The 21,287-nt window shown below is 59.8% G+C and carries 21 protein-coding genes and 1 tRNA gene; 5 read left to right on the top strand and 17 right to left on the bottom strand.

The genetic code is table 11. The annotated features are described in order from the left end of the window. Positions 1-62: 62 nt before the first annotated feature. From mcsB to CLV97_RS14530, 10 genes are all read right to left on the bottom strand, one after another. Positions 63-1,136: a protein-arginine kinase McsB gene (mcsB, locus tag CLV97_RS14575; protein WP_106346255.1), complete on the bottom strand. Its 1,074-nt coding sequence runs from the start codon at positions 1,134-1,136 to the stop codon at positions 63-65. A 15-nt stretch (positions 1,137-1,151) separates the two neighbouring features. Continuing rightward, entirely contained in the window at positions 1,152-1,670 is a 519-nt protein-coding gene (gene mcsA / locus CLV97_RS14570; RefSeq protein WP_106346254.1) for a protein-arginine kinase activator protein McsA, read from the bottom strand. Positions 1,671-1,676: 6 nt separating this feature from the next. Then, positions 1,677-2,147, bottom strand: a complete 471-nt coding sequence (locus tag CLV97_RS14565) for a CtsR family transcriptional regulator (RefSeq protein ID WP_106346253.1) — start codon at positions 2,145-2,147, stop codon at positions 1,677-1,679. A gap of 357 nt (positions 2,148-2,504) precedes the next feature. Further along, on the bottom strand, positions 2,505-3,194 hold the full coding sequence (locus CLV97_RS14560; RefSeq protein ID WP_106346272.1) for an MgtC/SapB family protein: 690 nt from the start codon (positions 3,192-3,194) through the stop codon (positions 2,505-2,507). 56 nt (positions 3,195-3,250) lie between these two features. Then, positions 3,251-3,943, bottom strand: a complete 693-nt coding sequence (locus CLV97_RS14555; RefSeq protein ID WP_245891619.1) for an HAD family hydrolase — start codon at positions 3,941-3,943, stop codon at positions 3,251-3,253. Positions 3,944-4,177: 234 nt separating this feature from the next. Continuing rightward, positions 4,178-4,888 carry a glycerophosphodiester phosphodiesterase gene (locus CLV97_RS14550; RefSeq protein WP_106346252.1) on the bottom strand — a complete coding sequence of 237 codons (711 nt, stop codon included), beginning with the start codon at positions 4,886-4,888 and terminating at the stop codon, positions 4,178-4,180. Positions 4,889-5,277: 389 nt separating this feature from the next. Further along, positions 5,278-6,420, bottom strand: coding sequence for an acyl-CoA dehydrogenase family protein (locus tag CLV97_RS14545; RefSeq protein WP_245891617.1), 1,143 nt, complete (start codon positions 6,418-6,420; stop codon positions 5,278-5,280). Then, a complete protein-coding gene (locus CLV97_RS14540; RefSeq protein ID WP_106346251.1) occupies positions 6,417-7,625 on the bottom strand; it encodes a CaiB/BaiF CoA transferase family protein in 1,209 nt (402 codons plus the stop codon). The genes CLV97_RS14545 and CLV97_RS14540 overlap by 4 nt, the downstream gene beginning before the upstream one ends. Positions 7,626-7,721: 96 nt before the next feature. After that, positions 7,722-8,873: a thiolase family protein gene (locus CLV97_RS14535; protein ID WP_245891616.1), complete on the bottom strand. Its 1,152-nt coding sequence runs from the start codon at positions 8,871-8,873 to the stop codon at positions 7,722-7,724. Between the two features lie 101 nt (positions 8,874-8,974). Continuing rightward, positions 8,975-9,805: an SDR family NAD(P)-dependent oxidoreductase gene (locus CLV97_RS14530; RefSeq protein WP_106346249.1), complete on the bottom strand. Its 831-nt coding sequence runs from the start codon at positions 9,803-9,805 to the stop codon at positions 8,975-8,977. A 489-nt stretch (positions 9,806-10,294) separates the two neighbouring features. On the opposite strand from CLV97_RS14530, the gene CLV97_RS14525 reads away from it, so the two are divergent. From CLV97_RS14525 to CLV97_RS14510, 4 genes are all read left to right on the top strand, one after another. Continuing rightward, positions 10,295-11,173 carry an ABC transporter ATP-binding protein gene (locus CLV97_RS14525; protein WP_211295763.1) on the top strand — a complete coding sequence of 293 codons (879 nt, stop codon included), beginning with the start codon at positions 10,295-10,297 and terminating at the stop codon, positions 11,171-11,173. Further along, positions 11,157-11,963 carry an ABC transporter permease gene (locus CLV97_RS14520; protein WP_211295762.1) on the top strand — a complete coding sequence of 269 codons (807 nt, stop codon included), beginning with the start codon at positions 11,157-11,159 and terminating at the stop codon, positions 11,961-11,963. Before CLV97_RS14525 ends, CLV97_RS14520 begins: the two co-directional genes overlap by 17 nt. 203 nt (positions 11,964-12,166) lie before the next feature. Continuing rightward, entirely contained in the window at positions 12,167-12,820 is a 654-nt protein-coding gene (locus CLV97_RS14515; RefSeq protein ID WP_106346247.1) for an SCO family protein, read from the top strand. A 140-nt stretch (positions 12,821-12,960) separates the two neighbouring features. Continuing rightward, positions 12,961-13,839: a cytochrome c oxidase assembly protein gene (locus CLV97_RS14510; RefSeq protein ID WP_106346246.1), complete on the top strand. Its 879-nt coding sequence runs from the start codon at positions 12,961-12,963 to the stop codon at positions 13,837-13,839. 75 nt (positions 13,840-13,914) lie between these two features. Here the strand turns inward: CLV97_RS14510 and CLV97_RS14505 are convergent, their stop codons facing one another. The 7 genes from CLV97_RS14505 to CLV97_RS14475 all read right to left on the bottom strand — a co-directional run bounded on the left by CLV97_RS14505 (position 13,915) and on the right by CLV97_RS14475 (position 19,419). Beyond that, the gene (locus CLV97_RS14505) at positions 13,915-15,045 is read right to left on the bottom strand and encodes a site-2 protease family protein (protein ID WP_106346245.1); all 1,131 of its coding nucleotides are present in this window, start codon (positions 15,043-15,045) and stop codon (positions 13,915-13,917) included. Positions 15,046-15,295: 250 nt separating this feature from the next. Continuing rightward, positions 15,296-15,371, bottom strand: a tRNA-Ala gene (locus tag CLV97_RS14500). A gap of 51 nt (positions 15,372-15,422) precedes the next feature. Next, entirely contained in the window at positions 15,423-15,752 is a 330-nt protein-coding gene (locus CLV97_RS14495; protein WP_106346244.1) for a hypothetical protein, read from the bottom strand. A gap of 1 nt (position 15,753) precedes the next feature. Continuing rightward, positions 15,754-16,011, bottom strand: coding sequence for a transglutaminase-like domain-containing protein (locus CLV97_RS14490; protein WP_106346243.1), 258 nt, complete (start codon positions 16,009-16,011; stop codon positions 15,754-15,756). Between the two features lie 117 nt (positions 16,012-16,128). Further along, positions 16,129-16,377 carry a SelT/SelW/SelH family (seleno)protein gene (locus CLV97_RS14485; RefSeq protein WP_106346242.1) on the bottom strand — a complete coding sequence of 83 codons (249 nt, stop codon included), beginning with the start codon at positions 16,375-16,377 and terminating at the stop codon, positions 16,129-16,131. A gap of 88 nt (positions 16,378-16,465) precedes the next feature. Further along, complete coding sequence (locus CLV97_RS14480; protein ID WP_170070552.1) at positions 16,466-18,580, bottom strand: tetratricopeptide repeat protein; 2,115 nt, start codon at positions 18,578-18,580, stop codon at positions 16,466-16,468. Positions 18,581-18,678: 98 nt separating this feature from the next. Further along, complete coding sequence (locus tag CLV97_RS14475; protein WP_106346240.1) at positions 18,679-19,419, bottom strand: protein kinase family protein; 741 nt, start codon at positions 19,417-19,419, stop codon at positions 18,679-18,681. Between the two features lie 14 nt (positions 19,420-19,433). Here CLV97_RS14475 and CLV97_RS14470 point away from each other — a divergent pair, with 14 nt between their 5' ends. Continuing rightward, positions 19,434-20,987 (top strand): MFS transporter, encoded by a 1,554-nt coding sequence (locus CLV97_RS14470; protein WP_245891613.1) that lies wholly within the window; start codon positions 19,434-19,436, stop codon positions 20,985-20,987. Positions 20,988-21,287: the final 300 nt, after the last annotated feature.

Here is a 21,287-nt window from a genome sequence, read left to right as displayed (position 1 = left end):
TCTCAACACCTCGCTTGAAAAGGATGGATTCCGACTCCGACTCTCCCTTTGCTCTCGACCCTCTAGGACCGCTTTTCCTGCGCCAACCGCTCGCGGATCAGCGCGGCGCGCCGCTTGTCGCGCTCTTCCGGGGTCAACACCTGTCCCGCCTGATGCTGCAAGAACCCCGGCTGAGTGATGACCATCAGCTCATTCATCACGTGGGCCGACACATCGCGGATCAGTCCGAGATCGACTCCCAGCCGCACATCCGAAAGCCGGCTCATCGCTTCCTTGGAATCGATCACGCGGGCGTTGGCCAAAATGCCGTAGGACCGGTACACCCGATCCTCCAGCTGGACGGGGGAGATCTCCATCAGATGGGCTCTGGCGTTCTTTTCATGCTGGATCAGCTGCTGCACCACTCCCTGCAACTTGTCGAGAATTTCATCCTCGGTCAGCCCCAGGGTGACCTGGTTGGATACCTGATACAAATTTCCGAGGGCCTCGCTTCCTTCCCCGTAAATGCCCCGCACCGCCAGACCCACCTGGGTGATGGCGGGCAGAAGCCGGTTGAGCTGTTCCGCCATGGCCAGCGCCGGCAGATGCACCATCACCGAAGCGCGGATCCCCGTCCCGACGTTGGTGGGACAACTGGTCAAAAACCCGCATTTCTCGTCGAAGGCGTAGTTGAGGCGCTTTTCGAACCAATCATCCAGCTGATCGGCCAACCGCCAGGCGTCCACCAATTGAAAGCCCGGAAACAGGCACTGGATGCGCAGGTGATCCTCCTCGTTCACCATGATGCTGACGGCTTCGTTGCCGCTCAGGATCACGGCGCCGTGGCGGGACTCCTCCGCCATGTTGAGGCTGATCAGGTGCTTCTCCACCAGAACGCGCTTCTCCAGATCGGTCAGGTCCGCCATCGAGATCCATTTGGCGTCGCTCAGGACGGGATTGTCCCGTCCCCGGCGATAGACCTGCTCCACCCGGTGGAGCACTTCCTTGGCCTGGTGTTCATCGGCCACGGTGGGAAAGGGAAGATCGGCCAGGTTGCGCGCAATCCGGACCCGGCTGCTGATGACGATGTCGGACTGGGGCCCTTTTCCCCGCATCCATTCGCTGACGGAATTACGGATATAACGATGGAGCGACACGCGCGATCCACCTCCCTAACTGTCCAATTTTCCCTGCAGTTCCCGAATCCGGTCGCGCAGGCGGGCCGCTTCCTCAAATTCCTCGGCCTGAACACACCGGGAAAGTTCGGCCTTCAGCCGTTCGATCTCCCGATGGATCTTCAACCTTCCACCGGTTCGCTCCGGAACCTTGCCCCGATGGGAGGTGTGCCCGTGAACCCGGCGGAACAAGGGATCCAGCCGATCCTTAAAGGTCCGGTAACAGTCCATGCATCCAAAACGACCCATCTTGGCAAATTGTCCGTAGGTCAAACCGCAGGTCGGACAGCGAAGTCCGGTGGATTGGACCCGTTCCGACCTGCTCCCCTGGGAAAGGTCGGGGTTGAGAAGGCCCGACAAGAGATCCTGAAAGCTGAATCCGGTATCCAGCCCGGTAAATTTCTCCCCTTTTTCCTTGGCGCACTCTTCACACAGGTGATACTCCGTCTTTTCACCGTTGATGATTTTCGTGAAATGCAGGGTGGCCATTCGTTTGCCGCACTCGTCGCATAACATGGCGGCTCACTCTCCTTTTCCCGCGAATAGGATGGTCACCATCGCCCGCATGATCCGGGCGCGAACTTGATCCCGCAGAGGCACCGGCAGCTGCATGACGTCACGGGCGATGATGCGCCGCATGAGTCGGGCCTCCCGGGGGGTCATCAGCTCTTCCTCCCGAAGCCGATCGATGATGTCCTCCGCTTGGGCCTGGCTGATCGCCCCGCCGATCTGGCGCAGCAGGAGATCGTAGACGCTCCCCGGGGAACCCAGCCGCACCCTGCGAATCCGGATGTAGCCGCCGCCCCCTCGCTTGCTCTCCACTATATACCCTTTTTCCACCGTAAAACGGGTGCTAATCACGTAGTTGATCTGCGAAGGAACGCACTGAAACCGGTCGGCCAGCTCGCTCCGCTTGATCTCGATGATCCCGGACCGGCTTTGGTCGAGGATCTTTTTCAAGTGGTGCTCGATGATATCCGAAATGCTGGGCATCGAACAACCCCCTGTTGACTTTGACTAACTTTGACCTTCACTTTTTATTATAAATCCATTCGCGGGAAATGCAAGGGGTTCTCCGAAAGAGACCTGAACGATTCTCGACGCGCAGTCCATCCGTTGATTCATTACCATTTTTCCCGCCGCCGGCGAGCTTTCATACAAACGCGCATCCCGGACAAAAGCGAAAAAAGCGGCGGAAGACATGCGCCGCCGCCCGGGTGTTTGGCTTCTCGGCAGGGAGCGATGTTCCGCCCCCGCTCCATGTGCGAGAATTCCTCGAGGGAAGATTCACCCCGGTTTTTTGGACTCGAAGTTGTCCTGACATTCCAAGAGGGGACCCCGCCCTCCCGTTTATCCGGAACGCACCTCCTTGACCCCCGTCACCCGGCGCACTTCCTCCAAAATCTGCGTCGTGGAGATTTCCTCCGAAAGGCGGATCGTGAAGGAGATGTTGAGCCAGTCATCCTCCAAATCGCCCTCATCGATGGTCACCTTGCGAATGCTGGCGCCCATCCGCCCCAGCAGGGAGGCGATCTCCCCCAATTTCCCCGGTTCGTCCCTGACGGAGACCACGATCTTTTTCAGGCGATGGCGCCTGACCAGGATCTTTTCCAGCCGGTTCAGCAGCTCCAGGCTGACCAGGGCGAGGATCGTGGTCAACACCGCTCCGAACATGTAGCCGGCTCCCACGGCGAGACCGATGCCGGCCACCACCCAGAGCGAAGCCGCCGTCGTCAGCCCGCTCACCGTCAATCCGTGCCGGAGGATCGTCCCCGCCCCCAAAAAACCGATGCCGCTCACCACCTGGGCGGCCAGCCGGGCGGGGTCGGCCCGCACGTTTTCCTCCTTCATGAACTCGGAAAAACCGTAGATGGAAATCAGCATGATCAAAGCCGATCCGAGGCAGACGAGGATGTGCGTCCGGAAACCGGCCGGATGCGCGTCCCTCTCCCGCTCCCATCCGATCAGACCGCCGAGCAAAACAGCCATGAACAGGCGATATGCCGTCTCCCAGTAGGGGATGGTCCATACGCTGCTCACCCCGTCGCCCTCCTTGTTCGTCATTCTCCGCCGGACCCCCCGCCCGGCGGCGGGAATCAGGATGGGTCTCCGCACGCCTTCAACAAGACGGGCAAAATGTCCGGGAACCGGTCCACCACGACATCGGCATCCTTCAGCTCATCCGCCCGTCCGAACCGGGTGTAACCGGGATAGCGGCAGCCGATCACCTTCAGGCCGTTGGCCTTTCCCGCTTCGACGTCGGATTTCCGGTCCCCCACCATGAAACCGCCGGAGACCCCGTGTTCCTCCATCAAAAGGCGAACCAGTTCATCCTTTGTCTCCGTTTCATAGTCCCCCGCCCCGTAAACGCCGGAGAAGAGGGGGGCCAGGCGGAAAGTTTCCAGCACGCCGTCGAGATAGGGCCGGAGCCCGTTGCTGGCGATAAACAGCCTCCACCCCTCTTCCTTCAGACGATGCAGGGTTTCGGCCACCCCGGGATACAGGCTGCCCTCAGCACGTCTTAAGCCGGCCAGCTCCTCCTCCAGGGTCCAGCGGTCGGCGATTTTTCTCGTCTTTTCGTCCGCCTCCGGCAGCAGACGGGCCCAGATCTCCTCCTGGGTCATTCCGAACACCGACCGGATCTCCTCGTCGGAAGGGGAATCCCCCCGGTAGAGGCCCTCCTCCTTCAGGCGCCGGAAAGCCCTGCGGAAAGCGGGCAAGGCCACCTTCTCCGATTGAAACAACGTCCCGTCCATGTCAAATACCGCTGTTTTCTCGCCGCAGTTCACGAAAACGACTCCCTTTCCTTCATGTGATCATGCGGAGGCTGCCCGCCGGGCGGAACAACCCCCATCCCGAGGGAATTGCGCAGACGCGCCTCCCGAATCTTCTCCGGGAAGGATCCGTCCCTAAAAAAAGGATCTGCCGAAGCTCCATCTCCGATCCAGAGGCGGTCAATCCTCAGCGGTCATCTGGTCCGTTCGGCAGATCGTTTGAAGGCCGGATCGCCCGGGCGATCCGCGCTATTGAAATCGCTCTTGATACATTTCCTTAAAGCCTTCCAGATCATCTGTCACACACAACACGGAAGGATATCGGGCCGCCTTGTCAAACTGCCATTTCAGGTTGACCGGCCACACCATCAGCTGTATGCCCGACCGCTCGCAAAGCTTCACGTATTCATCCGTCAGATATTCGGTCCGGAGGGACAGGTACCGGGCCCGGATCTCCTCCATAAAGGGGACAACGGCGGGAGTGGCTCCCCACTGAATCAGCCCCAGTTCCACTTCGTCGGACAGTTTGCGCATCTTGACGATGGAGTAGTGATCAAAGGAGGAAATGTACACCTGGTCCAACATGTCCGTTTTCTTCAAAATCTCCAACACCGTCTCTTCCAGCCCCGGATACAGCTCTCCATATTGCTTCAACTCCACGTTCACCGTCATCTTGTCTTTGGCAAACAACAGGGCCTCTTCCAGGGTCGGGATGGTTTCATCCCTTCCCACGCGGAATTGTCTCAATTCCTCCAGGGTATAATCCTTGACCCACCCCTGTCCGTCGGTCATGCGGTCGATCGTCGGGTCGTGCATCAGGACGGGAACGCCGTCCTTGCTCAGATGCACGTCCAGTTCGAGATGCGTGAATCCGAGGTCATAGGCGGCTTTATACGAAGACAAGGTGTTTTCCGGGTATCGAAGGGGATACCCCCGGTGCGCCACTCCTCTTATTTTCACTTGGATGCTCCTTTCCGATGTAAACCGTGCACAATTTCATTATAGGTGTTATTGCGGGCGGAACAAAAGAGGGAAAAGGAAGACGCGCAGGAGGAAGGGACTTCGGAATGTGCGCCGCTTCCGTAATCTATTGTATTGTTTGCCCATCGAAAAATACGGAATATGGAGGAAAAAGAATTGGCCTCGTCCACTCTGTCCTCCGATTCGCGGAACTGCGGAAGTGCGTTCCCTTCCCTCCCGGCCATGACCCGCAGACCTGACGACGCGGTCGCCGGCAAATCATTCCGGCCACCTCGGTGGTCGGGATATGCGGTGCTTATGTCCGAGTTTCTACAGCAAACCTCTGATATCCTTCCCAAATATTTGGAGAAAAGCAGGCACGGCCTCCCTTACATCAGACGGGTCATGACCAGTTTCTGGATCTGAGTCGTTCCCTCGTAAATGCTCAGCACCTTGGCGTCGCGCATCCACTTCTCCACGGGGAAGTCCCGCATGTAGCCATATCCCCCGAGAATCTGCACCGCTTGGGTGGTAACCTCCATGGCCACCTCCGCGGCGTAGGCCTTGGCCATGCTGCCCTCCAGGGCGCAGGACTCGCCCCGGTCCGCCAGCTCGGCGGCCCGCCACACCAGGAACCGGGCCGCGTCAATCTTGGTACGCATGTCGGCGAGCATGAAGGAGATCGACTGGTTGTGAAAAATGGGCCTACCGAATTGGACGCGCTTCTTGGCGTAGTCCAGGGCGTATTCCCAGGCGGCCCGGGCCACTCCCACCGCCGCCGCCCCCACGGTCGGCCTGGAGTGCTCCAACATCTTCATCGCGTAGTAAAAACCCCGGTTCTCCTCGCCCACCAGGAATTCGGCGGGAATCCGGCAATCTTCAAAGATGACATCACCGGTGTGGGAGGCTCGCTGTCCCATCTTGCGCTCCTTTTTTCCCCCGGAGACCCCCGGCGCGTCTTTCGGGACGAGAAAGAGGGAAACCCCGTTGTAGCCGTCCTCCGGCTTCGTCTTGGCGAAGACCAGGTACAGATCGGCGATTCCCCCGTTGGTGATGAAGCACTTCCGGCCATTTATGACCCACTCATCCCCCCGGCGGACCGCCCGGGTCTGAATGGCTCCGAAATCGGAACCGGCTCCCGGCTCGGTGAGACAGACGGCCCCGAGGCGGGCATGTTTCGGATCGCACAGAAAGGTGAGCCACTTTTGTTTCTGCTGTTCCGTTCCGAACTGGTGAATCAGCCCGGCGGCCAGGGCGGTCACGCCGAAGGAGGTGGCCATCCCGGCACAACCCCAGAACAGCTCCTCCGAGATGATGCAGGAGGTGAGGAGGCTGTCCACACCCCCTCCCAGGTACTCTTCCGGAAACCGATAGGTGATGAGGCCGGCCCGGTGGGCCTTTTCGTACACATCCCGGGGGAAGCGCTCCTGCTCGTCGCACTCGGGAGCCACCGGGCGCATCTCTTCTTCGGCGAACCGGCGGGCCAGCCTCTGCATTTCCCGCTGTTCATCCGTCATCTGAAAGGAAATCAACGGGATTCCCCTCCTTCCACGATGCCTTCTTCCATAAAGCGGTCGATCTCTTCCCGGCGAAAGCCCATCTCCAGAAGGATTTCGGCGGTGTGTTCCCCCCGACGCGGGGCCGGCGTCACGGGATTCCCCTTCCGCTTGTTGCGGGCCGACAAAAACCCGCTGTTGGGCATCACCTGGCTCCCCTCCGCCGGATGATCCAGCGCGAAAAAGTTTTCCCGCTCCCGGGCCAGCGAAGAACGGACGGCTTCGGAAAGGGTGAGGACCGGCGTCAGACAACAGTCGGCCTCCTCACCGATGCGCACCCACTCTTCCAATTTCCTCCTCCGAAACAGTTCCGCCACTTCCCGGTACAATCCGCTCGGGTCGTCGGGGGGCGTAAAGCCCCGGTCCCTCCATTCCCGCCGGCCCACCGCGTCACAAAAACGGTTCCAGAACTTGGGTTCCAGCGCACCCAGGGCGACGTAACGGCCGTCCGCCGTTTCATACACATTGTAGGCGGTCATCGCCCCGCAGAGAACGTGGGAGCCCCGGGTGACCGGTTCACCGCTCTGCTCGACCGCGAGGGGGAAAACCTGCCAGCTGTGCAGCACGTCCGTCATGGACACATCCAGGACCGCTCCTTCCCCGGTGCGCAGGCGGCGGACCCAGGCGGCGAGGATCTGCTCGACGGCCGCCATGCCCCCGGCCAGGTCGGCCAACTGCACCGAAGGGATCGACGGAGGGCCGCCGGGGTTGCCGATTCCGTCCAAGATGCCGGTCATGGCCGCGTAGTTGATATCGTGGCCCGCCCGGGAAGCCATCGGTCCCCGCTGTCCGTATCCGGTGATGGAACAGTAGATCAGTCCGGGATGGATCGTGCGGAGCGTCTCCGCATCCAGGCCAAACCGGGCCATCACGCCCGGCCGGTAGCTCTCCACCACCACGTCCACCTTCGGTATGAGGCGATGGAGGATCTCCCTTCCCGCCTCCGTCTTCACGTCGATCGCCAGGCTTCGCTTGTTCCGGTTCAGGAGCAGAAAAAGGCGGCCCGTCTCCTCGGCAAGGGGAGGAAGGTAGCGGGCCGGATCACCGATGGACGGATCCTCCACCTTGATCACGTCCGCGCCCATGTCGGCCAGGCGCATGGTGGCGAAGGGTCCGGGAAGGTATCGGGAGAAATCCAGCACCCTCATCCCCTTGAGAAAATCCTTCCGTCGCAGTTCCATTCCCCCGCGCCTCCTCAGGAAAGCGTTTTCAGAATGAAAGGAAAAAGACGGGCCCTCGGAGTTCGACCGATTCCCGGAAGACCCGTCTTCCCGCGGTTACGCTTCCCGCTCGATAATGGTGGCGATCGCCATCCCGAAGCCGATGCACATGGTCATCAATCCGTAACGGGCTTCACGCCGCTCCAATTCGTTCAGGAGCGTGGCGGTGATGCGGGCGCCGCTCGCCCCCAGCGGATGGCCCAGGGCGATCGCCCCGCCGTTGACGTTCACCTTTTCCCAAGGGGCTCCGGTTTCCTTCTGCCAGGCCAACACCACCGAGGCAAAGGCTTCGTTCACTTCGAACAGATCGATATCGTCCATGGTGAGGCCGGCCTTTTTCAGGACCTTCTCCGTGCAGGGAATGACACCGGTCAACATGATCGTCGGATCCACCCCGGCCGTGGCGGTGGCGACGATCCGCGCCCGGGGCTTCAGTCCCAACTCGTCCGCCTTTTCCCGGGAGGCGACCAGCACCGCCGCCGCTCCGTCGGAGATCTGGCTGGAATTGCCGGCGGTCACCACGCCGTCCGCCTGGAAGGAGGGCTGGAGCTGCGCCATCTTTTCCAGGCTGGTGTCCGCCCGGGGAGTCTCGTCCTTCTCCATCCGGACCGCCTCCCCTTCCTCCGTCACCACATCGATGGGAACGATCTCGCGGTCAAACCTTCCTTCCCGCTGGGCCCGCAGGGCTTTCTGATGGCTTTCATAGGAAAACCGGTCCAGCTCCTCCCGGGTGAATCCCCATTGGGAGGCGATCATCTCCGCGGAAAAGCCCTGGGGGATGATCATGTACCGATCCGTCAATTTGGAGCTGAAGTTTCCGCCGTCGCTTCCCATCGGGACGCGGCTCATGCTCTCCACGCCGGCGGCGATGAACAGGTCCCCCATGCCGGCCATCACTTCGTGGGCCGCCTGGTTCAGGGTCTCCAGGCTGGAGCCGCACATCCGGTTGGAGCTGACCCCGCAGACCTCCACGGGGAAGCCGGCGATCAAAGCTGCTATCCGCCCGATGTTGAATCCCTGTTCGTCGATCTGGGTGACACAACCCATTTTCACATCTTCCACCAAGTCCGGCTTGATTCCGTTCCGCTCCACGATGGCGGACAGCACGTGGGCCGCCATTTCGTCCGGCCGGGTCCGGCTCAGCAGGCCCTTCTTCCGGCCGATGGGCGTCCGCACGGCGTCGATAATCACGGCATCCCTCGCACTCACTGGCTTCCTCTCCCCTTTTTGTTCGAATGAAAAAGACCTCATCCCCGTTTCAACAAGGGCCGGGGCCCGAATGCGCAGGCCCCCCTCCGCCGCGGCGAGGATCAGAAGGTGAACAGTTCAATCCCGCCGGACACGTTGAGCTCGATGCCGGTGATGTATTTGGCGTGGTCCGATGCGAGGAAACAGATGGCATTTGCGATATCCTCCGGTTCGCCTGGCCGCTTGAAGGCGGTGCGCTGGATCATCCGCTCCCGCATCTTGGGATCGATCATCTGGAAGGCTTCCGTGTTGACAATCCCGGGAACGATCGCGTTTACGGTGATGTTGTAGCGGGCGCCTTCCAGGGCCATGCTCTTGGTGAAGCCGAGGATCCCGGCCTTGGTCGTGGAATAGCTGGCCTGACCGAATCCGCCGATGGTCCCCGCGACGGAGGCCATATTGATGATCCGCCCCCAGTTCTGCTCCTTCATGATCGGCCAGACCGCCTTGGTGCAGTTGTAGGTCCCCGTCAGGTTCACCCTCAGATCCCTCTCCCAAAACTCGTCGTTCTGGTACTCGATGCGGGAGACGTGGTCCAGGGTGGCGGCGTTGTTGACGAGGATGTGGATGCCTCCCATCTCTTCCTTCACCTTCTGGAACACCTCGTTCACCTGTTCCCGATCGGTGACGTCCATCCGGATGGCCATCGAACGGCGTCCCATCTTGCGGATCTCCTCCGCCGTCTTTTCGGCGTAGACGACCCCGGTCGACTTCATCACCTGGCTCATCGGTCCGTACTTTTGCGCCGTTTCGTCATCGTCGAGGCTTTCCAGCAGAATATCGGTGATCACCACATCCGCTCCCGCGCGGGCCAGGGCCAACGCATCGGCCCGCCCCAAACCGCGCGAAGCTCCCGTGACCAGTGCCACCTTTCCTTCCAGCGAGTATGTCATCGTCTCTTCCCCCCATCGCGTGAAAATGATGTCAGTTACTGAAGACTTTCTTGCGGCGCAGGGATCCAAACCTGAGTATCAAGGCGTATTTGAATGAACAATCATTCATTTGGTTCAATTCGGATTATAAACGATCGAAGAGTGAAATTCAAGACTTGTCGGGGATTGACATTTGTTGTTTCCAGGGCTAAAATTTAAAAGCTGATATCCCTTGAAAAGGAGGTCGACGTCCATGCGGATCGAAATCGCTCTGGCAGCAGTTTCTCGCCGCCAAGGCCTTTTTGGCGTTTTTGCGGGTTCCGTATGCCCAAAACCGCATCTACCGCGCGTCGACCTCGGCAGGGGGATGCATCCCGAAGCTTGACCGGACAACTGCCACAGGTCGACACCGGCCTGTGTTGCTTTCATAAGATGTCGCATTTTTTGCTTTCGCACCACAGGCCGTCGCCTGTGGTGTTTTTTTGTCCGGAAGAAAAGGAGAGGTGAAGGATGACCCAAACCCTGGAAATGCCGTCTTCACCCCATATCGAAACCGTACCGGACGACAAAGAGGTGGTGATCGATTGCCGCGGCGTGTCCAAGCACTTCTATGAACCCGTGGAAGGAAGCCGCACCTGGCGCAATCTGTTTCTCGGCGAACGCCGGCGGATCCGCGCGGTGAATCAGGTCTCCTTCCGGGTTTACCGGGGAGAGATTTTCGGCCTCCTCGGCGCGAACGGGTCCGGAAAATCGACGATGATCCGCCTGATCGCCACCCTCCTCTTCCCTGACGCGGGGCAGCTTACGGTGTTCGGCAAGGACGTGGTCCGGCACCAGCAGGAAGTGCGCCGCCGGATCAACAGGGTGTCGGTGGAAGCCTCCTTTTTCAAGAAGTTGTCTTCCATGGAAAACCTGCGCTACACGGCTCGCCTCTACGGGCTGTCCGTCCAGGAGGGGGAACGGCGCGCGCTGGAAATCCTTCGACGGCTGGGAATATCCAGTCAAAAATCCCGCGTGCCCCTGGAAAACCTCTCCCGGGGGATGCAGCAAAAGGTGGCCATCGCCCGGGCCTTGATGACCGATCCGGAATTGGTGCTCCTGGATGAGCCGACCACCGGGCTGGATCCCAAATCCAAGCGGGATGTTCAAAAGTTCCTGCTGGAGGTGAAGAAGGGCGGCCAAACCACGATGATTTTGACCAGTCACGATATGGACGAAGCGGAAAAGCTGTGCGATCGCATCGCCATCATCAACAAGGGATCGCTGATCGCTCTGGACACCCCGGAGGGATTGAAACGAAAGACGGGAGCCTCCACGATGGAGGAAGTCTTTTTCCGATGTACCGGAACGGAATGGGAGGATGCATTGGCCGATGAAGACGATGAATGAACTGGGCGCCGCAGTCGCCTTCGTGGAACGCAGTTTTCGCCTCGTCAAGCGCTATCTCGCCTGGGAAGTGGTTTTCCTTTTCTACAATATCGTCAACACCCTGACCATCGGACTGATCGGATACACCGCGGAGCCCGAAGCCCGGGGAGAGACCGTCCTTTTCCTGGTGATCGGCGCCCTGTGCTGGGGGTTCATGGCTGTGCTTTTCGAGGAAGTGGCCAACACCATCACCTGGGAACGGTGGGAGGGGACGATCGAGTACACCTTCATGGCTCCGATCCGCAGGATCACCCATCTGTTCGGAACCTGCCTCTTCGCCATCCTCTACGGGCTCGTACGGACCGTCGTCGTCCTGATCGCCGTCGCCCTCTTTTTCGATCTTCCCCTTCAGCAGGCCAACCTGATCGCCGCCTTGGCGGCAGTCGTCGCCGCCGGTCCCGCCTTCATGGGCCTGGGCCTGATCGCCGCCGTGCTGCCCCTTCTCTCCCCCGAACGGGGAACGCAGGCAACCCACATCATCCAGGGGGTCATCTTGCTGGTTTCCGGCATCTACTACCCGGTGTCGGTCCTTCCCGGATGGCTTCAACCGCTGTCCCTCGTCTCGCCGGGAACCTACGCCCTCGAGGCGGCCCGGGCCGCTCTGCTGAAGGGGGCGAAAGTCGCCGAGCTCCTTCCCGACCTCCTTCTGCTCCTCGGTTTGGGGGCGATCCTCATCCCCTTGGGTCTGTGGATTTTCTCCGTCGCCGAACGGTACGCGATGCGGACCGGAAAGCTGAAGCGGAGCGGATGATGCCCCCGGGTTTTTCCGTGAAGACAAAGAACCGTCACTTCTCTGATCGGAAAGTGACGGTTTTTTGTCTTTCGGCCGGTCTCTTCCCTTCATGTGTTATCATAAGAGAGAGCCGGGAAGGGCTTTCAAAGCCGTCCGACAACGATGATGAAACAGCGGATCCGCCAGGATCCTTGTCTTGATAGGAGAGGGGAGAGGCATCCATGAAGGACCGTCGCAAACTGTTGAAGCGGATCGCATGGTTCGGCGGGGTCGGTCTCTTCGCAGCCGTTCTCATATGGAAGGCGTTGGACATCGCCAATTGTCTTCCCTTCAGCGGACCGGCTCCTGCACCTTCCAATGAGGCGGAGACGGATTCGGAAATTGCCTGGGAGGTCCCGGAATTTGAAGCGGTGGACCAAGACGGGAAACCCTTCAAACTGTCCGACATGAAAGGCAAGGTGTGGCTCGCCGATTTCGTCTTCACCAATTGCAACACCGTCTGCCCTCCGATGACGGCCAACATGGCCCTCCTCCAGAAGCGACTGAAATTTGAAGGGCTGGACGTGGAGATCGTCTCCTTCAGCGTCGATCCGGAGCGGGACGATCAAAAGGCGATTCACGAATTCGCCAAGCAACACAACGTGGATTTCTCCAACTGGCATTTCCTCACGGGATACCCCTTCGAGGAGATCCAGAAGTTGTCGCGGGAAACCTTCAAGGCGGAGGTCCGGATGGATCCCGAGTCGGATCAAGTGGTTCACGGCACCCAATTTTACCTCATCGATCAGTCCGGGAAGATTCGGAAGTTCTACAACGGCGTCCGACCCGATGACGATCAAATCGTTCATGACGTCAAAGAATTGCTCGGAAAGTGAAGGCTGACCCGAAAAAAAATCCGGACGGAAAAGACACACCGCCTTTCCCCGTCCGAATTTTTTCATGATCCGCCGCGAACAATGGTAATCATAAGCGGGGGGTTCATCGGATCACCCGCCCCCGAAAGGAGGGAAACTCCGTGGGATTTGAGGAACTGATGGAATTGTTTCGACACCCGGCCAACTGGAACCTGCCGGGAAACCTGCTGGCGATTCTGGTGGGAGCCATTTACCTCATCCTCGTCGGCCCCCTGCGCCGTCTGTTCCCGGGATCGGCGCCCGTTCGGCCCGGCAAGAAAATCTGGTTTTTGAGCGGGCTGCTGCTTTTGTATTTCACCCTGGGCAGTCCCATGGACCTTTTGGCTCATGAACTGTTCAGTTTCCACATGCTGCAGATGTCGCTCCTGTACCTGGTCCTGCCGCCCTTTTTCCTGCAGGGCATTCCGGATTGGATGTTTCGCGCCCTTTTCCGCATCCCCGGCGTGAGACCGGTGGTTTCTCTCTTCACGCGTCCGGTCGTGGCCCTGTTCGTATTCAACGGGCTGCTCTCCATCTATCACGTTCCGCTGATCTTCGATCGAATCATGGCCAACGAATGGCTTCACGCCGGCGTCCATCTCCTCCTCGGAATCACCGCCTTGTTCTTCTGGTGGCCCATCACCGCTCCGGTGGAGGAACTGGATCGTTTGAAGGGATGGAAGAGGCTCGTCTACATCTTTGCCGGCGGCGCCCTGCTCACCCCCGCCTGCGCGCTGATCATCTTCTCCGACACCCCCATGTTCGCCCTGTACAAAGAGGGGTCCGCGCTGGCGCCGATCCTAACCCCTCAGCAGGACCAACAGCTGGGAGGGGTCCTGATGAAGATCATCCAGGAGATCTCCTACGGCGTCGCCTTGACCTACAATTTCTTCCTCTGGGTGGCGCAGGAACGGGCCAAGGACCGAATACGGAAGGAAACCGACACCGCCGCGCCCACGACCTTCACCGGGGCAAGCGGCAAACCGCAGACCAATCCCTGACGGAGGGAAAAAGCTTGAAGGCGGGTCCAGTCAAAGGACCCGCCTTTTCTCTGGCAAAACCCTTGGAATCCGAATTTAAACCTGTGCCACAGCGGGGGGCTGCATGGGCGCCTGTCCGAGCATGGCCAGCATGATGATGAGAAAGACCGCCAAACCGAAATAGGCGATGCCGTAACCCAAACGGGTCAGCGGAGGCACTGAGTAATATTCTTCGCTTTTCAGCAAGCCGGGATCTTCCTCCGGAGCCGGGACATAATCCACCAGAAGATGGAGGCGGACCATCTCTCCGTTCACCCCGGCGGGTTGGGTGCGGACCAGACGAACCCGTTCGACGGACCCGCTGAACCCCGTGTCGGTGTGGATCACGCCCAGCCCCGGATAGGCGATCTCGAGGCGGTGCTCCCTCGTCGCCACCTCGCAGAAGAGGGAATAGGGCAAGTCCCGGCTGTGCTCCTCTCCCGGAACCAAGAGGCCCGCTTCCTCAAAGGCGCGGCGCTCCACGTCCACCTTGATCACGCCGGTCAACGCTGTCCGGCCCCGTTTCCTCCTGCGGTGGGCGGCATAAAATTGCCAAAGCTGCCAGGCAAACATCAGCCAAACCAGGAAGAGAATCGGACTGAAGGTGTATATGATCAGAATGAGGCCCACCACCAGCCCCACGGCCCACAGCCAGCGGGAAATGGCCGTCACGATTCTGCCCCCGTCGAGGGGATGGATCGGCAGCAGGTTGAAGAGATTGATGAAAAATCCGATCGCGGCGATGGGATAGAGAGGAGGATGATTCGTCACCTCCGCCAGGACGTAACACGCGACGGCTCCCAAGGTGCCGAACAGAGGGCCGGCATAGGCGATGTAGGCCTCGGTCACGGCATCCCTGGGCTGCTTTTTCAGGATGATCAATGCCCCCACAAAGGGAATGAAGGCCGGAGCCGTGACATCCAAGCCCTTCCGGCGGGCGGCCAGGACGTGACCCATCTCGTGGATGAAGATCATGACCACCAGTCCGATCGCCGTCGTCCACGGAAAGACCAAGGCATAGGCCCCCACCGACACCAGCATGCTGATCAGCGTTCCCCCGGCTTTCCCCAGTTTCAGCAGGGGCAGGATAAACTTCAATTTCCCCCCCAGGCTGAGCAGGAGGGCGGCCAACCCCCCCATCCATTTCCATCCGCTCCGACTCTTTTTCGCGCTATGCTCGTCGCTCAAACCATCGTCCTCCCGGTGTCTTTGATTCTGTCACACGCCTTTTGGGGAGACCCTTCGACAAAAACGGCCCCTTTTCCCTTTTTTTCATCGGGATCGCTCACGTTCATGATACCCTCTGCAGGCGGATTCAAACAATCAAAAGAGGGTGAATACGCTGCCTGCCCGGATTGCGGACAAAGGAAAACCCCGTCGGACCGCCGAGGTTCGCCGTTAAAACAATAAAAAAACCCTTGTGGCCAAGGGTTTTGCTTGGTGGAGCTGAGCGGGCTCGAACCGCCGACCTCCTCGTTGCGAACGAGGCGCTCTCCCAGCTGAGCTACAGCCCCATGTATTCCGTTCGCGCGCAAGTATCATAATACACGGTCGGCGGAAAAAAGTCAACCGGAAAAAAAGAACGGATCCTCCAACGCCCGTATGCATTCCTCCCGGATGCGCCAAACCCGCTCCCATACCAGGGGAGGACGTTGCCTGGCCGCCCACGAACGGATATAGGCCTGGTGCAGGGAAACTTTGTACTCGCCGATCTGGTCCGGCCGGATGTTCTCCTCCCAGAGCCACGTCCGCACCGGCTCGGCTTGAACGGAAACCGTCCGGGTGACGTCCAACCGGCAGTTCCCGTATTTCAGATAGCAGTGGGCCTCCGGAACCGCATCCAGACCGTAACGGGCGAGAACCCGGCCGATTCCCGGCGTGTTCCTTTCGTTCATCTCAAATGCCCAGAGTGAGCTCAAGGGGAATTCCCTGCTCCTGCGCCAGACGGGCCAGGAGGGCGTGTTTGGTTCTGCAGGTTCCCTTCCCCTCCCGGAGCACCCGCCGAAAGTCACCCCGGTCGGTATTTTGCCCGTAGGGAAGCCGGCGGATATATGCCACGGCGGAAGCCATATCCGTCAGTCCCCGGCTCAGGAACTCCCGGGAGATTTCCCCTCGGTCCGCGATCCGATGCCGGAGGAGTCGCTTCATGTTCATGGTTTCCCTCTCCCGTAATGAACTGTCGGATGACACAAGGACGAAGGAAGCGGTTTCCCTCCCCGGCACGGGCATTGCGGACCCGTCGGCGGAAAACCGCTTCCGTTCACGCCGGCTCTACTTGCCGACCGCCTCTTTCATCAACTGAACGACTTCTCCCTCCTCGGCATGGCGACCGAGCTCCTTCTTGGAGAAGATGCGCTTTCCATCCACATCCACCTCAAAGACACCGCCGCTGGAGGGAATCAGGAGCATTTCCCCGATCTCCCCGCGGAACTCGTTCAACAATTCCTCCGCCACACGGGCGGCATAGGGAGCGTAATTTCAAGCCATGCAGAACTCGATGCGGACCCGATACTTGTTCATGTTCCTCTCACCCCTTGAAAGAGCGTTCCCCTCTTTCTTCTCCGCTGCTTTCAGGGTTTCCTTCCGGGGAAATCCTATTCACGTCCCGTCATTCCGATTTCAGCTTGGTGAGGGCCTTTTTGTAGCGGTCGTTGTTCGGTTCCAATTCCACCGCCTTCTCCAGCGCCTTGATCGCCTCCGACTTCTTGTTCTGGGCGGTCAAGATCACCCCCAGCTGATAATGGTAGGAGGCCCGGTCGGAGTTCAGAACGATGGCCCGTTCCACCGCTCGTTTCGCATTGCTGAGATCACCGTAGTAAAATCGGCTCATCGCTTCGTAATAGTACGCCTGGGAATAGCGATCATTCAGCTTGGTGGCGGCTTGGAAACTTTCATAGGCCTTTTTGGCCAAGGATCGCTGTTTCTCTTTCTTTTCCTTGGCGGAGAGATCCGAATCCTTTTCCAGCAGCTCCCGTTTTTTCAGGTAGGCAAGACCGAGGGTCATCCGGTATTTTTCGTTGGAATCACTTAGTTGGACCGCTTTTTCCGCGTATTGGATGGACCGGTCGATTTCTTCGAGACGAAACAGAATGACGGCCAGATCATGATGATAAACGGCGTTTTTCGAGTCCCTCTTCACGGCTTCCTCGATCAATTCGGCCGCGGTCCTCTGATTCCCCTGGGCGACGAAAATTTTCCCCCGGTGATACAGGTATTCGGGATTTTCCGGTTCCAATTGAACCGACCGATCGCTCGCCGTTTCGGCGGTCTTCAGATCCTTGACCTGATAGGCGTACAAGGCCAGCATGTCATGGAGTTCCGCATCATCCGGAAACCGCTTGACGCCTTCCTGGAGGAGAAGCACGGCGCTTTGGGCATCCCCCGCCTCCTGGTAGAGTTCAGCCAGATGAACGTAATAATCGCGCTTGTTGGGATCGGCGCTGACCGCCTTCCTCCCCAGGAGGATGGCCTGCGCCACCTGCTTGTTGTTCTTCGCCTCCACGGATTGCCGGTGCCACACCGCCGCCTGTTCGGGATCTTCCTCCACTTCCGGATCAAAGACGGCCGAAGGTTTCGCATCGGCGGGGTCTTTATCGGCAAAGAGCCATTGATAGCCCCCCAGCCCCGCGAGCGCCACGATGCACACCACCAGCGCCGCCACCAGCCCCTTGGATTTCCACAGGGGCTGGGAATTCCTGGAGCGACCCGCGGAGGTCGGGGATTCCTCGGAAACGAGATAGGGAGATCTCTTGCCCTGGGGAACCAGGTCGGTTCCCGGACCGGCGTTCGCCCCCCTCCGTCCGTCCCCGCGCCGTGGAGATCCATCCGCGCCGATCGGGGAAGGCTTGACGGGAGTAGGTTGGACGGCCGGCAGCCGCCCATCCGCCCCCTTTTCGGCAGCCGGCAACGAGGACCCCCGTTCGGCCCTGCGAACACCCTCCTCCGCCGGCTTGGCGGGTGCGGGCATTTGCTCCTCCGGAACGTCTCCCCTTTCTTCGGGAGCCTTCAACATTCCTGCCTCGAGCCGGGCGAGGGTGGGCCGCGCAGACGGATCGGAAGAGAGGGCCTTGCGGATCAGTCCGTCCCAGACGGCGGGTATATCCCCCCGATGTCGACGAAGCGGCGGGAGAGCAGCTCCCTCCGGCGGCATATGACCGGTCAACAACCGGTAAGCCAGGGAGGCGATGCCGAATACCCACTGCTTTTCCACATCCGGGATCTCGGCACCGGGCAGGCTGCCGGCCGCTCCCCCGTATAAAAAGCGGACGTTCCCATCCGTCGTCTCCAGGATGTTGAGGGGATCGACGACGGCATACTCCCCTTTGGAAGCCAGGCGACGGGCATGACCGAAGATCGCCGACAGGAGACTTCGGACTTCCCCGAGCGGGAGAGAGCCGGCCTGAATCAGCCGATGGGCCAGCAGATTCCCCGCCAAGGGGCGGAACACCCAGTATAAAACACCCTCATCGACGAACTCTTCCTCCACCGGGAAAAAGGCGGCGTCATCCCGCTTCAGCAGATGGCGGGCACTTTCTTCCCTTTTCCGCTTCCCGACCGCCAATATAAAGCGCGTCGGTTGGGACTCCCCTTGACCCGGTTCCCAGTCTCCGCCCTCCACCGCCGAATAATACAAGATCCCTTGAACAAAAGGGAAAGCATCCAGGACCCGATATGTATAGCCGATCCATTCCCCCGACTGCTTCATCTTCATTTGATCGCTCAACGGCGGGAATCCCCTGTTGGGGAAGGGCCGTCCTTCCTCCTTTCGCATAGATTTCATTCCATCCCAAGCCAGGGAACAGGCAACCGCGACGCGCGGGATTAATACTCGACAGACGTCGCCGCAGCCGTCCGTTGAAACACTTCAGACATTCTCACCAGCGGAGGCCGCGCGGACGGATCGAGGGAACAAGCGCGCATCACCCATTTTTCCAGAACCGGAGACACGTCGGATCGGAACGTGCGGATGGGTGCCGGATTCGGGGCTTGGGAAGTGAACCGCTTTCCGGTGAGGAGGGCATAGCCCAGGGCCCCGACGGCAAAGGTGTCGAAGGAACGGCGCTGAGAAAGGCCTCCCGCTTCCTCGCCCCCGATCCAACCCGGCATCAGTGCTACGGGGCCGCCGTAGATGAAGCGAATGGCCTTTCCGGAGGTGATCAGGATATTCTGCGGATGAACCACGGCGAACTGGCCGAGCTCGTACAGGCGAAGCAACTGGTTCGACACCCCGTGGAGAATCCACAGCGCCTCATCGAGGGGAAGGGGGCCGTCCTTCTCGATGCTGTGCGCGAGCAAGGTCCCTTCCAACCGGCGAAAGACCTGGTACAGCGCCCCCTCCTCGACAAACGCATCCTGGAGGGGAAAAAGGATATCCTCGTGACGGCTTATTCGGAGCTCGTCCACATCGATGCCGGACAAGCCGTCGATGGCGTGAACGAAGCAGGTGCGGAGAAGATCGCCCTCCTCTTCCTCCACATAATAGAGCATTCCCTCCACAAAGGGGAATGCCTCGATCACCCGGTATCTCCCCCGGATTTTTTCGCCTTTCCCCTTGATGATCATCGCCTCATTCCCCCGTGACACGCAAAATCCCCGGGCATTCCCTTCCGATTCTTATATTTCCACCGTTTTGGAACGACGGAAATCTCCGTTATCTCCTCCCATTCTACCATGAAAGGCATCCTTCGACATCCCCCTTCCCCCGCTTCCGGCAAGGAAAAGGAGCACGTGACGGAGAATCTTTTCGTTGGGCGGATTCGGACCGATCGAACCGACCCCGATCCCGTCCCCCGGTTTCATCCCACGCCTTCGAAGGAGGACTTGATGTGAACAAGCGAGCCGTCCGCAGCTGGGTGATGTACGACTGGGCCAACTCCGCCTTCGCCACGACCATCATGGCAGCGGTGATGCCCATCTTTTACGCCGACGTGGCCGGGAAAAACCTCGCTCCCGCCACGGCGACCGCGTACTGGGGTTACACCCAGTCGATCGCCCTCGCCTTCGTGTTTCTGCTCTCCCCCGTCCTGGGAGCCATCGCCGATGTTACCCGATCCAAGCGGAATTTTCTTATCTTTTTCGTGCTGATGGGCGCCGTATCCACGGTGGCGATGGCCTGGATCGACGAGGGAGAATGGCTGTTCGCCTCCGTTCTGGTCATCCTGGGAACCCTGGCCTTTTCCGGGGGGAATGTGTTTTACGACGCCTTCCTGCCCGAGCTGGTTCCGGAAGAAAAGCAGGACATGATCTCCTCCAGGGGTTACGCCTACGGCTACATCGGAGGCGGGCTGCTCTTGGCCGTCAATCTGGCGATGATCCAGTTTCCCGAATTCTTTTTGCTGCCTGACACTTTGACCGCCACCCGGCTCGCCTTCGCCAGCGTCGGCCTGTGGTGGTTGCTCTTTTCCCTGCCCCTCTTCCGCCATGTTCGCGACCGGGACATGGGCGGCCGCCCGGACCGGATCACACCGGGGATCGTGGCCGAAGGCTTCCGAACCGTCGGCCGGACACTCCGGAGAATCCGGCGCTACCCGGAACTGCTCAAGTTCCTCATCGCCTTCTGGTTTTTCAGCGACGGCATCAATACGATCATCAAGATGGCCACCATCTACGGCCGGGAAATCGGCATCGGCCAGACGGATCTGATCGCCGCCCTGCTGATCACCCAGTTCGTGGGCATCCCCTGCACCCTGCTGTTCGGAAAGGTGGCGGAGCGCTTCGGCGCGATGCGCACGCTGATCACCACCCTGGTGATTTATCTGATCATCGTCATCCTCGGTTATTTCATGAAAACCGCCCTTCATTTCTACCTGCTGGCCATCCTCGTCGGCTTCGTCCAGGGAGGCAGCCAGGCTCTGGCCCGCTCCATCTTCAGCCGTCTCGTCCCGGCCGGAAAAAATGCGGAGTTTTTCGGCTTTTACGGCCTTACGGGCAAATTCGCCGCCATCTTCGGCCCCTTCCTCTTCGGCTTCGTCGGACAGCTGACCGGCTCCAGCCGGGCGGGCATCGCCTCTCTGGCCCTCTTTTTCCTGGCGGGCATCGTCATCCTGCTGTTCATCGACCTGGAGAAGGGGAAGGCCGAGGCGGCGGCGGAATCGGCGGAATCCGCGGCCCCTTCCCCGGCGGCGAGGTGATTCCCTCCCCATTCCCCGAGAGAATCACTCCGCAACCCGGATGTAGACTCCCCGGATCTCTGCGGACAAGTGACAAAGTATTGAGAGGGACCGATTTTTCGCCGAGCGACTTGCCACTGCATGGAACCGAGGCGGAAAATCGTGTCCCCGACCTTTTTAGCGTTGTGAAACAATTCATCCGATGCAGAAGGGGGTGTACCGCTTCGTTTCGTTGCGATGGCAAAGGCACTCAGCGTTACACCCCCTTCTCCACAACATTTTTTATGGATTTTTAGAGCGAAGTTGCCAGAAGTCTTCGAA

The sequence above is a fragment of the Planifilum fimeticola genome (assembly GCF_003001905.1).
Taxonomy (GTDB): Bacteria; Bacillota; Bacilli; order Thermoactinomycetales; family DSM-44946; genus Planifilum; species Planifilum fimeticola.
Note: the sequence above shows the minus strand (reverse complement) of the source record. Positions and strands in the feature narration are given on the sequence as shown.

Coding starts and splice junctions, on each gene's coding strand:
- mcsA (WP_106346254.1), bottom strand. CDS start 1,670: ATGTTATGCGACGAGTGCGGCAAACGAATGGCCACCCTGCATTTCACG.
- CLV97_RS14565 (WP_106346253.1), bottom strand. CDS start 2,147: ATGCCCAGCATTTCGGATATCATCGAGCACCACTTGAAAAAGATCCTC.
- CLV97_RS14540 (WP_106346251.1), bottom strand. CDS start 7,625: ATGGAACTGCGACGGAAGGATTTTCTCAAGGGGATGAGGGTGCTGGAT.
- CLV97_RS14530 (WP_106346249.1), bottom strand. CDS start 9,805: ATGACATACTCGCTGGAAGGAAAGGTGGCACTGGTCACGGGAGCTTCG.
- CLV97_RS14525 (WP_211295763.1), top strand. CDS start 10,295: ATGACCCAAACCCTGGAAATGCCGTCTTCACCCCATATCGAAACCGTA.
- CLV97_RS14520 (WP_211295762.1), top strand. CDS start 11,157: ATGAAGACGATGAATGAACTGGGCGCCGCAGTCGCCTTCGTGGAACGC.
- CLV97_RS14515 (WP_106346247.1), top strand. CDS start 12,167: ATGAAGGACCGTCGCAAACTGTTGAAGCGGATCGCATGGTTCGGCGGG.
- CLV97_RS14495 (WP_106346244.1), bottom strand. CDS start 15,752: ATGAACGAAAGGAACACGCCGGGAATCGGCCGGGTTCTCGCCCGTTAC.
- CLV97_RS14490 (WP_106346243.1), bottom strand. CDS start 16,011: ATGAACATGAAGCGACTCCTCCGGCATCGGATCGCGGACCGAGGGGAA.
- CLV97_RS14475 (WP_106346240.1), bottom strand. CDS start 19,419: ATGATCATCAAGGGGAAAGGCGAAAAAATCCGGGGGAGATACCGGGTG.